The following is a 15,537-nucleotide window of genomic DNA, read 5'->3' as shown; positions in this document are numbered from 1 at the left end:
TGTGAAAATCCTAGTCAGTTTTTCATGCTTATCATCGCCCCCTCTCAGAGTAATTCTGGAAGACTTAGGCGTATATTTATTATCAAAAGGAGAAAAAAGATGTCAAAAGGGCACAGCTTACAAGACCCTTACTTGAACGTGCTGCGTAAGGAGCGTGTTCCAGTATCCATTTACCTAGTTAACGGTATTAAATTGCAGGGCCAGGTCGAGTCATTCGATCAGTTTGTGGTGCTGTTGAAAAATACGGTCAGCCAAATGGTGTATAAGCACGCCATTTCTACGGTTGTTCCGTCGCGCGCTGTTCGTGTGCCACTGCTCAACCCCGCCGAAGGCGAGGGTGAGGGTGACGAAGGTCAGGGCGAATAATCAACCTTTGAGGTAAGTCATTGTTTTTTGATCGTCCCGATTCAGGTGAGCTGGCGGTGCTGGTTCATCTGGATATCTCTAGCGGCCAAGAGCCCGAAGATCCCCGCGAATTTGAAGAATTAGTCCTGTCGGCCGGTGGTGACCCTGTCACTATGGTGTTTGGCGCGCGCGCGCGTCCTCACGCCAAGTACTTTGTGGGTACCGGTAAGCTACAGGAGCTGCAAGAGCTGGTGATTGAGCACGAAGCGCAGTTGGTTATTTTTAACCATACCCTAAGCCCATCTCAAGAGCGTAACCTTGAGCAGGCCTTAGAGTGCCGTGTGCTGGACCGAACTGGCCTTATTTTGGATATTTTTGCCCAGCGCGCACGCACCTTTGAAGGCAAGTTGCAGGTTGAGCTTGCTCAGCTGCGGCATATGTCTACCCGCTTAGTGCGTGGCTGGACTCACCTGGAGCGGCAAAAAGGCGGTATTGGCCTGCGTGGCCCGGGTGAAACCCAGTTGGAAACGGATCGTCGGTTACTGCGCGGGCGAATCACCACCATTGAAAAGCGCTTGTCCAAAGTGCGCACTCAGCGAGAGCAGGGCCGTCGCTCGCGTCAGCGCGCCGCAATACCTACGGTTTCGTTGGTGGGCTACACCAACGCCGGTAAGTCGACCTTGTTTAACCGGGTTACCGGTTCTGACGTCTACGCCGAAGATCAGCTGTTTGCCACGCTCGACCCGACCATGCGCCGGGTCGAGCTGGACGATATCGGCGCGATGATTTTAGCCGATACTGTGGGCTTTATCAGTCACCTGCCGCATAAGCTGGTGGAGGCCTTTCGGGCAACACTGGAAGAGGCGGCCAGCTCTAACTTATTGTTGCATGTGATTGATTCGGCCGCCGATGAGCGAATGCACTACATCGAGCAGGTCGACGAGGTGCTGGAGGAGATCGGCGCCTCTGAGCTACCGCAAATTCGCGTCTATAACAAAATCGACCTGTTGGGCATGGAGCCAAGAATTGACCGGGATGACAGCGGCAGCCCCATTGCCGTTTGGCTGTCGGCGCAAACCGGCGATGGCTGCGAGTTGCTGCATCAGGCTATCTCAGAGCTACTGGGTGAGGAGGTCATCCAAGGCGAGTTGATTTTGTCGCCTGCTGACGGTCGCCTGCGTGCGCGCTTATTTGAGCAAAATGCTGTGGGTGGTGAGCACTACCGGGAAGACGGCACCAGCGTGTTGGAGGTGCGTATTCCCGCCAGCGATTTACTGCGTATCTTAAGTGCGGTAGAGGTATCCTTTGAGCAACTGCGCTGGGTCGGCGAAGTCGAGCCTCCGCAGCAACTGGCGGGCAACTTCTAAACGGGCCTCGCGGGTGATTTTGCGCGTAAATTCACCCGCGGTGCGCAGTATTTGCTAGAATCCACTGGCAAAATACAGAGCAGAATTTCTAGGTGAGCACATTGGGCGTTTTAGCCTGCTGGGCCCGCCTTTTATTTTAATAACTGGAGTAAACCTATGGCCTGGAATGAACCGGGAGGCGGTGACAAAGACCCTTGGGGCAACCGCAATGGTAACAAAGGCGATGGCCCGCCGGATCTAGATGAAGCGTTAAAAAAGCTGCAAGAAAAGCTCAGTGGCTTGTTTGGCGGCTCGGGTAAAAATAACGGCACCGGCAATGGTGGCGGTAGTGGTAGCTTTGGCACTTTGTTGATTGCCGTTTTGGTGATTGGCGCCTTGCTGTACGGGTTTGCCGGCATCTATCAGGTAGACGAAAAAGAGCGCGCTGTGGTGTTGCGCTTTGGTGCGTTTAGCGAGATCAAGCAGCCGGGTTTAAGCTGGAATGCGCCCCTGGTGACCGAGGTGTTTATCGAGAACGTCACCGAAGAGCGCCAGTATCCAAGCCGCGGTTTAATGCTTACCGAAGATGAAAGCATCGTTGAGCTGCCCATTACCGTGCAGTACAACGTTAATGATGTTAAAGCGTATGTGCTGAACGTGCGTGACCCCGAAATCAGCTTGCGTCACGCCGCCGACTCGGCGCTGCGTCACGTTGTAGGCTCCACCGAGCTTGAGCAAGTGCTGTCTGAGGGGCGTGGCAAAATCGCCGATGAAGTGGAAGTACGCTTGCAGCAGTATCTGGACAGCTACGGCACGGGTATTTTGGTACGCGATGTGAACATCCAGGAGGGGCGCCCACCTGAAGAAGTGCGCGCGGCCTTTGACGATGTGATTAAAGCCAAAGAAGACGAAGAGCGCCTGAAGAACGAAGCGCAGGCCTACGCCAACGGCGTTGTGCCGGCCGCTCGTGGTCGTGCTCAGCGTATGCTGGAAGAAGCCGAGGCGTATCGCGCCGAGGTAACCAGCCGCGCCGAAGGTGAGTCCGAGCGTTTTACCGACTTGTTGGCCGAATATAAAAAAGCGCCCGAGGTTACTCGCGAGCGTTTGTATATTGAGGCGATCGAACAGGTGATGGGCAATGCTTCTAAAGTATTGGTCGACGTAGAAGGTGGCAACAACATGATGTACCTGCCGCTGGATAAACTGATGCAGGAGGGTGCGGGTAATAGCTCCGGCGGCACTACGCGGGCGACGATCACCCAGGATCAGTTGCGCCAAATCAGTGATTATGTGTCGCGCCAGCTTGGCCGTGACAACAACACGCGGGGGGCGCGCTAATGTCTAATCGTTCATTTTTAGGCTTAATCGCCTTTATCATTGTATTTTTTGTGGGCGCCAATAGCGTTTATATCGTCTCGGAGTACGAGCGTGCGGTAGTGTTACGTTTTGGCCGATTGATTAACCCTGACGTAGCGCCTGGCTTGCACGTTAAGATTCCGTTTGCCGATAAGCTGCGCAAGTTTGACGGCCGGATCCTGACCACTGATGCTCGCCCGGAAAGCTTTTACACCATCGAGAATAAGCGTCTGATTGTCGACTCATATGCAAAATGGCGTATTCGCGACGTACAAAAGTACTACAAAAGCACTGGCGGTGATGAGACTGTAGGGGCTAGCCGCTTGGCCAGCCGGGTAGCCGATGTGCTGCGTAACCAAATTGGTGGTCGTACCTTGCACGAGGTGGTCTCGGGTAAGCGCGACGAGCTGATGAGCGAGTTGACGGTTGAGCTAAACGCTACTGCCGACGAGCTGTTGGGTATCGAGGTATTGGATATTCGCGTTAAGCGTATCGATTTGCCCGAGGACGTGAGCCAGTCGGTGTTTGATCGTATGTCGGCGGATCGGGAAAAAGAAGCCCGGGAATATCGCTCGAAAGGTGCCGAGCAGGCCGAAGTGATTCGCGCCGATGCCGATCGTCAGGTGGCCGTACTGGAAGCCAACGCTTATCGTGATGCTGAGAAGATTCGCGGTGAGGGCGATGCAACAGCGGCAGCAACCTTTGCCGAGGCCTATCAGCAAGACGCTGACTTCTACGCCTTTGTGCGCTCGTTAACGGCCTATAAAAACTCGTTTGCCAACAAGAGTGACTTGATGGTGGTCGACCCCGAGAGCGAATTCTTCCGTTATCTGAAGAACCCCCAGGGCAATAAATAGGCGATTTATCGCTCAACATTTGCCACAGAAAGATGGTAAAATCCCCCAGCCGGGCCGTTAGGCCCGGTTTTTTTGTGTCAGGCCGGTGGTTTTACCTCCACCCTGACGAGCGCGGTTGTTGGCTTACTTTAAACCAATAGCTGCTGCCTCTATCTGCAAAAACCTTTTTTGCCAATCCAGCTCCGTGCTGTTGGCTGAACGTAAAACGAACCGACAGAGTCTGTTATGACTTACGCCGATCGCTGGCTGCTGCCTGACGGAGTGGAGGAGATCCTTCCCGCCGAGGCCCGGCCGATTGAATTATTGCGCCGCAGGTTGCTGGAGCTTTACCGCACCTGGGGTTACGACATGGTGATTCCGCCACTGCTGGAATACACCGACTCACTGCTTATTGGCCTCGGCCGCGATGTGGATTTGCTGACTTTTAAAGTCACCGACCAGTTAAGTGGTCGAACCTTAGGTATTCGCGCCGATATCACCCCGCAAATTGCCCGTATGGACGCCCACAGCTATAAGCGCAAAGGCGCTAATCGCCTGTGCTACGCCGGCCATGTGGTGCATACCAAGCCTAAAAATCCACTCGCCACACGCACTCCCATTCAAGCGGGTGTAGAGTTTTACGGCGAGCCGGGCCTGCCAGCCGATGCCGAGGTCGTCTCTCTGCTGGCCGAGTCACTGCGCACCGCGGGCTTGCCTCGTTTGCACGTCGACATGGGCCACGTGGGTATCTACCGCGCGTTAATGGCTAAAGTCGACGTCGAACCCGCGCAAAAAGAAGCCTTTTTTGCCATGCTGCAACGCAAAGCCGTGGCCGAGATCGAGCAGTGGGTGGCCGATAACATCAAGACCCCCGCTATCGCTAAAGTCTTACTGGCGTTGCCGGGTTTGGCCGGTGGCCGCGAGATTTTAGCTGAGGCGCGCGCGTTGTTTGCCGCCGTCGCCAGCGACGCTGTAACGGCTGTGGATCAACTGGCCGGTATTGCCGATGTGATCGAGCAGCGCTACCCCGAGATTGAGCTGTACTTTGACTTGGGTGAGCTGCGCGGTTACCACTACTTAACTGGTTTGGTGTTTGCCGCATTTGCGCCAGGTTATGGCAACCCGATTGCCAGCGGTGGTCGCTACGACCACATCGGCGAAGTGTTTGGTCGCCGTCGCCCGGCCACCGGCTTTGCCGTGGATATTACCGCGCTGTCTAAACTGGGTTTGTTAAGCGCCGAGAAAGGTACCTTGATTGGCGTAGTCAACGATGGCAGCAGCGATCAGTGGGCTGCCATTGGCGCGCTGCGCGCCCAGGGTGAGCGCGTGGTTAGTGCTGAGTCGAAAGCTGAGTTAGCCGGGCTTGGTTGCGATCGCGAGCTGGTAAAAAAAGACGAACAGTATCAAGTGGTAGCGCTGTAAGTTACCGCTGGGTATTTCATTGAATGTACGTTTAGTTTAAGAGAGTAAGGCCAAAACATGGGCAAGAATGTCGTGGTATTAGGCACCCAGTGGGGTGACGAAGGTAAAGGTAAAATCGTCGACCTGCTGACCGATCAGGTGTCGCTGGTTTCCCGTTTTCAGGGCGGCCACAATGCCGGCCACACGCTGGTGATTGACGGTAAAAAAACCGTTTTGCACCTTATTCCTTCTGGCGTGTTGCGTGAAGGCGTTACCTGCCTGATCGGCAACGGCGTGGTGCTATCACCCGAGGCGCTGTTTAAAGAGTTGGCCGAGCTGGAAGACAGTGGCGTACCGGTGCGCGAGCGTCTGCGTTTGTCGCCCGCCTGCCCGTTAATTTTGCCCTACCACATTGCTCTGGATCAGGCGCGTGAATTAAAGCGTGGCAAAGATAAAATTGGCACCACCGGGCGCGGCATCGGCCCGGCTTATGAAGATAAAGTAGCCCGCCGCGGTTTGCGCTTGGGCGACTTGCTGGATATGGAGAGCTTTGCCGTTAAGCTGCGCGATGTGATGGAGTTTCATAACTTCTCGCTGACCGAGTACTACAAGGTCGATGCGGTCGATTACGACGCCACCTTAGCGCAAGTAAAAGCCTGGGCGGAAGAGCTTAAGCCGATGATCGCCGACGTGACCGACATTTTACACACCGCCCGCGAGCAAGGTCGCAGTATTTTGTTTGAAGGCGCTCAGGGCTCGCTGCTGGATATCGACCACGGTACTTACCCGTTTGTTACCAGCTCAAACACCACCGCCGGCGGCACCGCTACCGGCTCTGGTTTTGGCCCGCTGTATCTTGACTACGTGCTGGGTATTACCAAAGCTTACACCACGCGTGTTGGCTCGGGCCCATTCCCCACTGAGCTCGATTGCGAAGTAGGCCGGCACTTAGGTGAAAAAGGCCACGAGTTTGGTGCCACCACTGGCCGCCAACGCCGCTGTGGTTGGTTTGATGCGGTAGCCGTGCGTCACGCAAACCGTATTAACAGCGTAACGGGCATGTGCTTGACTAAGCTGGATGTGCTGGATGGCCTCGAGACCGTCAAAATTTGTATCGGTTATCAAGATTTAGAAGGCAACCCAATGCCGATTCCGTTTGATGCCGACGGCTGGGATCGTGTACAGCCCATCTACGAAGAAGTCCCCGGCTGGAGCGAGTCGACCTTTGGTGTGCACGCGTTAGAAGAGCTGCCTGAAAACGCCCGCAACTACATCAAACGTTTGGAAGAGCTGTTGGATACCCCGGTGGATATTATCTCTACCGGCCCGGATCGGGTAGAGACCATCGTCTTGCGTCACCCGTTTGCGGAGTAATTAAAACCGTTTTAAATAGATCACCCAAAAACGCCGCTTGTACAGCGGCGTTTTTGTTAAGAGTTATGTTTTCTGGGTTTATAACCCAGTAGTTCAAAGTCTCGTTTATAAATCTTTCTAAGTAAGGATTGTTCTGATTTTCTTAAGGGACTTTTGGGGGTCGGGTTTTTGTTGCTGTAAGGAAAGGGGATGTCGCTATTGCTGATCGTTTGGAGGACCGTCGTACCTGCTGAAAAGTTCTCCATGTGACCTATAAAATCCACTCGCAGCCGAGCGCCATCAAATAAAAAGTGATGTTGTGGTGCAAAGTGAGGATTAAATAGGGAGGTGTCTGGTTGCTCGGCTAATACTTCCAGGGATTTTTTCAACGGCATTCCATGGTATAAGCCAAAAGCTTCTAATCGCTTGAGCAATGGTTTTTCGGGTTTTCCACGTGCTAATTTGTCATTAAAGAATGATAGAAAACGATCTTCAGGGTGACGTACAAAGCTGAACCGAAAGTAATCTTCTAGTGGTGGAAGTTCTGCGACCACTTTGTCGAAATACCGTTGGTTGGCTTCTTCAGAGTGAATAGGTAGGTTAGGGTGCGCCTGAAATGTATCGTGATGTCTTGCCATCCAGCGTTCAATAGTCGTACAGGCGCATTTCGGAATGCGCACATAAGCCAAACCGAGTTTTTCAGAGCAATAATAGTGGCCAATGCTTTTGTGGGCGAATGAATGATTGCGAAACAAGCGCTGTGGTGAAAATAGAGATTGGAGCATGTTATCTAAGTCCTTATTAGTACTACATTACGCTTAATAGTAGTAAGTTAGGGTAATAGAAAACGTTAAAATGATAAAGATATGGAAAATTATGGCAATATTTGAGAGTTGGCTCTCATCACTCCTCTATGATGGATGAGACAAGAGTGAAATAATAACCTGTGTTTTCTGATTGTAATTATTATAAGTTAATTTAGTGTAATTTGGCTGGGTTGTTTTGGTTGGTTACACACTTTTTTGTAGCTTAAAATTTTTAGGGATGATTATGTTTAGAGTATCAATAGGTTTGATTTTGGCCGCTATGTCCTTCTTGTTATCGATAACCGCCCAAGCTGATAGCTATATTAAAGATAACGGAGTTATACGGGTTGAAGTTAATGGTTATCATCCGATTACTGGAGATTATTACCCGACGATAAGTCGCTTACATATTGGCTCCTCGGAGGTTATGCCTGCCTCCAACGCGGGGGGAGATTTTCAGATCACAGCAAGAAGCTCTAATGGAAATTTGTGGAATCCCACTTTAGGTGGAGACTGTGCTCAAAATCCGTCTATATTGACAGGAGTTTTACCTAATTGGACAGGTGCAAATTTGCCGGCTTTACCAGCTGCCAATGGAATCTTACTGGGGGTAACTCCAAGGCTTTACAATGAGCCGGGGCTGACTGGTTGTTTGGGGGAGGGAGAAATCGCGCCTATTAGGTTCAACTTTGGCCTTACGTTGGGAGATGGGGCAGGGCTCCCGAAGCAAGCAATGATACTAGATATGTCTGTAAAGAGAGAGGCTGGAGCAGAAGTTCTTAGAAAGCACCTCTCGGAATTTCCCGTAGCGTTTCCCTATGCCGATGTCATGAGGTATGCATACTATAGCACGGATGGAGCGTCTTTTCAGGAGTTTAATGTTAATGGATCAAATGATACATTAACTTGGTTTCCTGGGTCGGGGCACAAGAAAGACGGGCAGGTTGTGGCGTTATGCAAAACGCATAGAAGTGATTTAGACGGTACAACCTGTTTGGCATTTTATTCTCATACTCCAACGACGATGACTATAAGCCATCGACATACTGCAAACTTCCCGGGGGGGCTGAACTTAATTAATCTTTTGGCGAACCTTGAGTCTCAGCGCGCTTCTTCAGGTGACAAAATCACAGACTATAATTGGCACCATAGGAAGGCCCTGGTGGCGGTAGGGCGTATAGAGCATATTAAGGCTGTCATTCAGGAGGCAGAGAATAAAATTAATAATTGGGGTGGGCTTTAGAGAATGATAAGCTTTTCTTTAAGCTGGGTTCCGTTTCGTTAGACTATGTCCGATAGTTGGCTGAAGTCTTATAATAATAAAATTATGCTCTTGTGCTAATTGTTGGGGGCGGGCTATTTATCATCAATTAGGGGATAGTTGAGAGGGGCGCAGGTGAGCGATGTTTTATCTTGTAATGATTAAAATAAATCGTCGATACCGACTTGAATAATAATGGAGTTGACCTGAGGCGGGTGACGCTAAATGATTAGCCTTCTCATCGGTTAGGAGGCGTAGATTGGTCGCGTTAGTGTTCAATTAATTTCGGGCGACTTGAGTTTGTGACCATAAGAAATGTCGTAACCGGACTCCAAGTGTTGATTAGCATCGTTGTCGTTAAAATTCGATGATTTGTATTCTGCTTCTTTTCACAATGCATGATTCTCTGCCGGCTCTAATGTGTTCGAGTCGAGGTTTTTGTAGAGTTCGTAAGCCTGAAAGCATTAATGCAGATTTTTTTCGTATAAAAGTGTATGCGTGGGCACTACTTTTCTGTGTGTTATGTGAACGCATTCGTGTGGAGGTCTTGCAGATTTATTAGTGACGGTTACATGTCGCTACGCTTGTTCTGGACTGTACTCGGCTACAGGCGCAGATCGATAAAATAATAATGAGATAAGGTTTATGGATGAAGCTGGTCGTCGGGGAGGCTTTCCCTTCAGTGTATCAGGTGGTATTGCTCCTCTCCCTAAAAGGTATGGCCTGTTTGCGGTGCTGGCGCTTGTGCAGGCCTTGTTGGTGGTGCGTGTTGCCTTGCAAGAGCAGTGGTCGTGGTTGCAGTCTTTTTATACAGTCGCGGTTTCGGTCTTCTCGGTGGTGGTGTTTTTTCTGCTTTGGTATTCGGCGTTATCGCATCTGCGCTATCGCTGGACGGGTGTTGTCACTAAGGCGGTGATTGCGCTATACGCGTTAATGGTGGTTTACCATTGGTTGCGGCTAGAGCCCTTGTCGTTTTTAATAATTTATAAAAATGGTGCGGATATTTTTAGCTGGCAGGCCGTGGGTTACCTGCTGAGCAACGCTACATGGTTGGGTTGGGCGACATTGCTGACGGTAGTTTTGGCATTGGTGTGGTTGTGTCGGCGCTATGAAATGGTTAACACGCCGTTAAAGCATCCGGCTAAAGCGCCGGTTGTCGTGGCGTTGCTATTGCTAAATATTGTGTCGGTTGCTGCATTTTCATCGTCGCGCAATGAGCTGGTGGAGTTTAGTGCGTCGGTTTATCACTATTTTGCTCACGATACTCTGCAGTGGGACTCTGATAACCCATACCCCTATGTAAAACAGTCCGACGGCATCAATGATCAATTTAAGCTTGCCGAGGCGCCCAACGTTTTTGTGGTTATGCTGGAGTCTTTTAGTGCCGAATATATCGATAAAGTAGAGAATGGCCGGCCGGTAACACCCTTTTTTAACGCTTTAAAAAACGAAGGATTTTATCTTAATAATTTTTTTAGTGGCTCGGTAGAAACCAGTAAAGGGCAGTTTGCTACCTTGTGTTCGGTTTACCCTAGTTATCGCTCTAACGTATTTACCAGTTACCCCGACAATAACTTTCGCTGTCTATCGCATATCTTACAAGAGCGCGGTTACCGCACTGTGTTTATGAAGGCGTTTCATAGTCTAGGCTTTGAAAATACCGGTAATTTTGTGCGGGCTAATGGGTTTGAGTTCGCACACGGTATGGATGATAGTTTTGTTGCTCAGGCTGAGCGTGATGAGTATGTGATTGGTTGGGGGGTAAGGGATGACATCTTTTACCAAAAGACGTTTGCCTATCTCGATAAGTTACAAGAGTCGGAAGGTAGCAAGGCGCCGTTTTTTGTCAGTACAATGAGTGTCACCAACCATATGATGTTTGACGATATTCCGCCTGAACATCGTTATATCCATGCCGATCCGCAATCGCACCAAGATAATTACGCTAACTCCATGTATTTAACCGATCAATACCTAAAGGTGTTTTTCGATGAATTGCGCACGCGGGATTATTTGCAAAACAGTGTGGTCGTGGTGTTGGGGGATAATGGCTTTCCGATGGGGCAGCATAATAATTTTCATAACACCAAAACGGCTTACAATGAATTGTTTAAAACGCCTGTGCTGATTTGGTGGCCAGCGAAAGTTGAGCCAGAAATAAAAACGGATACCGCCAGGTCGCAGCTGGACGTGGCTCCCACCATTACCGATTTACTTGCGATCGACACTACCCACCATTTTGTTGGCAGAAGTTTGTTTGACGCGCCCGATGAAAACTATTTTGTACCACTGATACAGCCATTTGATGGGACGTATATTGCCTCGATCCGCTACCCGTATAAGTATGTGAAACATCAGAAAACGGGGGCTGAATTCTTGTTTGATTTAAGCGTAGACCCCACAGAAAAGCATGACTTGTTAGCGAACGACGATGCCCGATTGTTGGGGCTCCCGTTGGGTGCGTTACGGCAGGATATTCAAACGCTAAGACGTAATGAGGTGTTGTTGCAGGAGGACAGAGTTTACCCCGGCAATGATAAAGATAATGTTCGGGTGATACTGGCGGGTAATCGGTTAGGGGAAGGGCAGCCGCTGCTGTACCGGGTGCTGGGCGATGCGGATAATATTGCAGTTGTTGTGACGGTTAGCTCACATATGCCAAAAACAACGCGCCGATTTTTAGCCGCTGAGCGATCATTGGATGAGGAGGTGTCGAGCCTTGATGGAATTCATCTGCAGCCGGGTGTTAATCGGCTTACGTTTGAGGTGTTTGTCGACGGCGTGCACAGCAGTACGATGTCGGAGGATGTGTTGGTGAGTTCGCAGTCGGCAACGCTGCTTGCCGATTTTGGCCTGAAGGGTAAACAGGGATGGGGCACGCTGCATGTTAATCGCAATGTGCGTGGCGGCCCGCTAAGGGTGGCGGGAACGACCTACGGCTTTGGCTTGGGCACGCATGCGGCAAGTGATTATACGATTGCCTTAGACCGTAACTATGAGGCACTTTTTTTTGCTGTGGGAATCGACGACGGTGGCGGTTGCGGTAATGGTGCGACTTTTAGTGTGGAGGCTGATGGCCGGGTGGTTTACCGCAGTAAAAGGCTGAAGCGCGGCGAGCTTGCCTCCGCGTTGGTTAACATCTCCGGCGCTCGTGCTTTGCGCCTGCGGACCCACGATAACGGCAACAGTGCCTGCGATCACACGAATTGGATAAATCCGGTGCTGTATCGGCATTCGCCTGTGGGCCGCTAGCGCGAGAGTTGGGTGCATTGTAGGTTGCGCGTTATCTCATCGCGCAGTGGCGCAAACACGCCGACTTTATCGGCAATATCAGGCCAGCGCTTAACCTGCTCGATAATATCGTCAATAACGGCATTGGCTTGTTGTTGGCTAAAGCGGGTAATCAGCGTCGCGACTTGCAGTAAGTCGTCACGGGTAAAGTGCTCACGCTTACCGTTAAGGCTCATTTGGTGGCTGTTGACCCAAGGCGAGCCAGGTTTGTAACTGTAGGCAATATCGTAACCGGGGGCTAGGCGCCAATTAAAGTCATCGTCGACAAAAAATGCGGTATTTTTTGTGTGGTCATCGTGATTACGGGCGACAACGTTAAACACCATGCGGCGGTAGATTTGCTTTTGCTCGGGCAGCGTTAGGTTTAGCTGGCGCGCGACGGTTAGTAGCTCTTCGTAGCTAAAGTAGCCCGGTTGTTTGTAATCGGCGTGGGCCATCGCGCAAAGCGTTAATACGTGGTATTTCTGATTGTTTTCCCGGTCGAAACGCTTGGTCATAAAATGGCTGCGGCCATTTTCGTGCAATAACTCGCTGTGCGACATATCGATGCCGCAGTTAATTGCCATTTGATAATAAGCGTACTCCATTAAGCCATAGCCTCTGGGGTCGCCAAAGGTTTCTCTGTCCTGGTGGTGCTCTACCACCCCATCAAACTTTAATAGATAGTGCTCAAAGCCCTCAGGGGCCGCAACCTGGCCGGATACAATTTGGCTGCGCGCTTTGTTAATAGCGATAACGGCTTTGGGCCTGGCTCCGCCGGCCGAAGTACCCACCTGTAACAGGTGCATCATGGCTTCGCTATTATCCGGGGTAACGTCTATTTCGTTGCGGGCGCTGAGAACTTGCTGGGCTAAATCGACCAGCTCGGCAAGCTGTAGGTTATTTGCCTGATTATCAAAAGGGTTAATGGCCGTTTGGTACTCTAATGCCCCCATGCCTCGGGTGCCTGTATACAGCAAGCGGTCGATGGCGCCGAACTGAGATTTATCCAGCCCCTGGCGGGCCAGCCAGCTATTAATCAGTGCGTTGCCAAAATCGTCGGGTAACGAGTCGGCAAATGCCGCCGGTAAACCCCGAAACGTATCCGGCGCCAACGTTGGAAACTGGTACACCGCTTTTGTCAGCGGCATGTGCAGCGGAGCAATGGCAAAGCCCTCGGCAAGCCAGGCACGATCGTACTCAAACATGGCATACGGGGAGTCGTCGGTACGCGCTAGGGTGCCGACATCGACACCCATAAATTGTACTTTGCAGGCATTGGCAACCATAGTGGCCTCTTTACTCGCGAGTTTTAAGGCGTTGGCGAGCCGCCAGACGCTCGCTTATGCTGCCCGATGGCTCTTTAACCGCTCCTGCCCCCGGCTGTGTTTGGCGCCATACATCGGTAGGGCGAACCGCTGGTTGCGGCACAAGCTCGTTGAGGTTGTCGAGCAGGTTGAGTTGACGCAGTAGGCTTAATAACACCATAAGGCTGCAGCTACCGCTTTTGAGGTTGCGATAGGTTTTAGGGGTGACGTCGATGTGCGCGGCCATGTCGGCCTGAGTAATCCCCAAAGCTTTGCGTCGCGCCTCAATGCGGGCAAATAGCTGTTCGGCAACGACCTTGTCTGTCATGCTGGCACTGATGGTTTTCATGAGTAGATAAATACCTATAAAGGCCCTTTTAGTCTATTTTTAGGTAAAAAATTACTCTTTTCGATTTTCTGTGATGGGTATTTTTATACTCTTTTTTTGTGTATAAAGCAATTATAGGTAAAAAGCTATCTTTTACCAATTGGTTGCACGGGTAGTGCTGGCCGGGTGGCTCCTGTCGCAGGTTGCGTCATGCGCTTTATCGGCGGTGGCGGATACGACTACGCTAAAGTCGGCAAGTATTGGGGCATTGACTCTAGCCAGGCGCTTGCCGGGTATTACGGCGACATCTATGATGGATAAACAAACGCTTGGTCAACGAATGATAAGGATTGCCTGAATGACGACCCAATGCCGGTGCGACAACACATTAACGAATGGGCTGATTGTGCTACTGGTGGTAGCCCTTGGTGTGTTGACGGGTTGTACATCAGCACCTGATCGAGCGGGCGTTAACGATGAGTTTGCTATCACGCCGCCGTCCGATACTAACCTGGCTCGGTGGATTGCGCAGGTGCGCAGCCGCGGCGATGCAAACGAGGGAGAGTCAGGCGTGCATTTGCTGGGTGCCGGTACCGAGGCCTATGCGGCGCGGCTGGCGCTGATTGAGGCGGCCACCCAAAGTATCGACGTACAGTATTACCTGTTTCACCACGATGCCACCGGCACGATTTTAACCTGGTCTCTCTGGCAGGCGGCGGAGCGCGGTGTGCGCGTGCGTTTACTGCTGGATGATTTGGAAAAGCGCCCGAACGACTTCCCGGTTAACATGCTAAACGCCCACCCGAACATCGAGGTGAGGTTGTACAACCCGTTTTATCGTCGCAGTGCCCGCGCGTTACAAATGATGGGTGAATTTGGCCGGCTTAATCACCGTATGCACAATAAGTCGTTAACCGCCGACAACCTTGCCACAGTGGTTGGCGGGCGCAATGTGGGTGACGAATATTTTGATGCTAATAAGCGGGTCAATTTTGGCGACCTGGATGTGCTCGCCGTCGGCCCCGTGGTGAATGAAGTTTCTGCAGCGTTTGATGATTACTGGAACAGCGATTTGGTGTTTCCCTACGCGCTGCTCAACAGCGACAACCATGTAGCGCAACAAGACAAAGAGCGCGCGGCAGCGTTGGTTGATGAAAGTATTGCGGCGCTAGAGGGTAGCCCTTACTCCACGGCATTGGTTGAGTCTGATATCGCTCAGCACTTAAAAGATGCTGACCTGGCTATGGCTTGGGCGCCTATGACACTGTGGGTTGATAAACCCGACCTAGCCGCCATGAAAGCACGTGAAGGCGGCGGTAGTTTTGTGATTGATCGGTTGCTAACGCTGTTTGGCGATGCCGAAAAAGAGTTGTTTTTGGTGTCCCCCTATTTTGTACCGCGCAAAAAAGGCACCCGGTTATTAACTGATAAAGCGGCTGCCGGGGTGGATGTTACTGTGGTCACTAACGCTTTAGCGGCCACCGATGTAGTGGCCGTGCACAGCGGCTATGCGAAGCGCCGTAAAGATTTACTCGATGCCGGGGTGACAGCTTATGAGGTTAAAGCGTCGCCCGATGTAGACCCAAAAGCCTGGAGTATTTCGTCTAACTCCAGCCTGCACGCAAAAACCTTTATCATAGATCGGCGCTGGGTCTTTGTCGGCTCGTTTAACCTCGACCCGCGTTCGGCCTGGCTCAATACTGAGATGGGGATTCTTATCGACTCGACGGCGCTGGCTGAGGAGATGTTAAGCAAAATGCAGGGAATGATCGATAAAGTCGCGTATCGGGTTGAGTTGCAAGATGGTGAGTTGGCGTGGACGGACACTTTTAACCAGCAGCGGTTTGATACAGAGCCCGGTGCCAGCTGGTGGCGCCGCTTTAGCGCAGGTGTTATGCGTTTTATGCCGGTAGAGTCTCAGCTGTAAG

Annotated in this window: 12 protein-coding genes; 9 read left to right on the top strand and 3 right to left on the bottom strand. The window is 51.3% G+C overall.

Annotated elements, in window-relative coordinates:
• Positions 1-99: 99 nt before the first annotated feature.
• The 6 genes from hfq to SD69_RS17020 all read left to right on the top strand — a co-directional run bounded on the left by hfq (position 100) and on the right by SD69_RS17020 (position 6,658).
• Complete coding sequence (gene hfq, locus SD69_RS17045; RefSeq protein WP_041524170.1) at positions 100-366, top strand: RNA chaperone Hfq; 267 nt, start codon at positions 100-102, stop codon at positions 364-366.
• Positions 367-386: 20 nt separating this feature from the next.
• Positions 387-1,712, top strand: a complete 1,326-nt coding sequence (gene hflX, locus SD69_RS17040) for a ribosome rescue GTPase HflX (RefSeq protein WP_041524169.1) — start codon at positions 387-389, stop codon at positions 1,710-1,712.
• 156 nt (positions 1,713-1,868) lie between these two features.
• Positions 1,869-3,029 carry an FtsH protease activity modulator HflK gene (gene hflK, locus SD69_RS17035; protein ID WP_041524168.1) on the top strand — a complete coding sequence of 387 codons (1,161 nt, stop codon included), beginning with the start codon at positions 1,869-1,871 and terminating at the stop codon, positions 3,027-3,029.
• Positions 3,029-3,904, top strand: coding sequence for a protease modulator HflC (gene hflC, locus SD69_RS17030; RefSeq protein WP_041524167.1), 876 nt, complete (start codon positions 3,029-3,031; stop codon positions 3,902-3,904). The genes hflK and hflC overlap by 1 nt, the downstream gene beginning before the upstream one ends.
• A gap of 225 nt (positions 3,905-4,129) precedes the next feature.
• The gene (locus SD69_RS17025; protein WP_041524166.1) at positions 4,130-5,305 is read left to right on the top strand and encodes an ATP phosphoribosyltransferase regulatory subunit; all 1,176 of its coding nucleotides are present in this window, start codon (positions 4,130-4,132) and stop codon (positions 5,303-5,305) included.
• Positions 5,306-5,362: 57 nt separating this feature from the next.
• Positions 5,363-6,658 carry an adenylosuccinate synthase gene (locus SD69_RS17020; RefSeq protein ID WP_041524165.1) on the top strand — a complete coding sequence of 432 codons (1,296 nt, stop codon included), beginning with the start codon at positions 5,363-5,365 and terminating at the stop codon, positions 6,656-6,658.
• A gap of 56 nt (positions 6,659-6,714) precedes the next feature.
• On the opposite strand, the gene SD69_RS18620 is transcribed toward SD69_RS17020, so the two are convergent.
• Entirely contained in the window at positions 6,715-7,422 is a 708-nt protein-coding gene (locus SD69_RS18620) for a sulfotransferase family protein (RefSeq protein ID WP_084591637.1), read from the bottom strand.
• Between the two features lie 265 nt (positions 7,423-7,687).
• Between SD69_RS18620 and SD69_RS17015 the strand changes: the two genes are divergently transcribed.
• Entirely contained in the window at positions 7,688-8,686 is a 999-nt protein-coding gene (locus SD69_RS17015) for a hypothetical protein (protein WP_157471748.1), read from the top strand.
• Between the two features lie 663 nt (positions 8,687-9,349).
• Entirely contained in the window at positions 9,350-11,956 is a 2,607-nt protein-coding gene (locus tag SD69_RS17010) for a sulfatase-like hydrolase/transferase (RefSeq protein ID WP_041524163.1), read from the top strand.
• On the opposite strand, the gene SD69_RS17005 is transcribed toward SD69_RS17010, so the two are convergent.
• Together SD69_RS17005 and SD69_RS17000 are read right to left on the bottom strand one after the other, a co-directional pair.
• Positions 11,953-13,263 (bottom strand): type II toxin-antitoxin system HipA family toxin, encoded by a 1,311-nt coding sequence (locus SD69_RS17005; protein ID WP_041524162.1) that lies wholly within the window; start codon positions 13,261-13,263, stop codon positions 11,953-11,955. The two genes, SD69_RS17010 and SD69_RS17005, sit on opposite strands and share 4 nt — an antisense overlap.
• 10 nt (positions 13,264-13,273) lie before the next feature.
• A complete protein-coding gene (locus tag SD69_RS17000) occupies positions 13,274-13,630 on the bottom strand; it encodes a helix-turn-helix domain-containing protein (RefSeq protein WP_052481308.1) in 357 nt (118 codons plus the stop codon).
• Between the two features lie 337 nt (positions 13,631-13,967).
• Between SD69_RS17000 and SD69_RS16995 the strand changes: the two genes are divergently transcribed.
• Entirely contained in the window at positions 13,968-15,536 is a 1,569-nt protein-coding gene (locus tag SD69_RS16995) for a phospholipase D family protein (protein WP_041524161.1), read from the top strand.
• The last annotated feature ends 1 nt before the right edge of the window (position 15,537 follow it).

The organism is Gilvimarinus agarilyticus (assembly GCF_000832015.1).
Lineage (GTDB): Bacteria > Pseudomonadota > Gammaproteobacteria > Pseudomonadales > Cellvibrionaceae > Gilvimarinus > Gilvimarinus agarilyticus.
This window is presented reverse-complemented; position numbering and strand designations above follow the sequence as displayed.

Coding starts and splice junctions, on each gene's coding strand:
- SD69_RS17000 (WP_052481308.1), bottom strand. CDS start 13,630: ATGAAAACCATCAGTGCCAGCATGACAGACAAGGTCGTTGCCGAACAG.
- SD69_RS17015 (WP_157471748.1), top strand. CDS start 7,688: ATGTTTAGAGTATCAATAGGTTTGATTTTGGCCGCTATGTCCTTCTTG.
- hflK (WP_041524168.1), top strand. CDS start 1,869: ATGGCCTGGAATGAACCGGGAGGCGGTGACAAAGACCCTTGGGGCAAC.
- SD69_RS17005 (WP_041524162.1), bottom strand. CDS start 13,263: ATGGTTGCCAATGCCTGCAAAGTACAATTTATGGGTGTCGATGTCGGC.
- SD69_RS17020 (WP_041524165.1), top strand. CDS start 5,363: ATGGGCAAGAATGTCGTGGTATTAGGCACCCAGTGGGGTGACGAAGGT.
- SD69_RS17010 (WP_041524163.1), top strand. CDS start 9,350: ATGGATGAAGCTGGTCGTCGGGGAGGCTTTCCCTTCAGTGTATCAGGT.
- SD69_RS17025 (WP_041524166.1), top strand. CDS start 4,130: ATGACTTACGCCGATCGCTGGCTGCTGCCTGACGGAGTGGAGGAGATC.
- SD69_RS16995 (WP_041524161.1), top strand. CDS start 13,968: ATGACGACCCAATGCCGGTGCGACAACACATTAACGAATGGGCTGATT.
- SD69_RS18620 (WP_084591637.1), bottom strand. CDS start 7,422: ATGCTCCAATCTCTATTTTCACCACAGCGCTTGTTTCGCAATCATTCA.
- hfq (WP_041524170.1), top strand. CDS start 100: ATGTCAAAAGGGCACAGCTTACAAGACCCTTACTTGAACGTGCTGCGT.
- hflC (WP_041524167.1), top strand. CDS start 3,029: ATGTCTAATCGTTCATTTTTAGGCTTAATCGCCTTTATCATTGTATTT.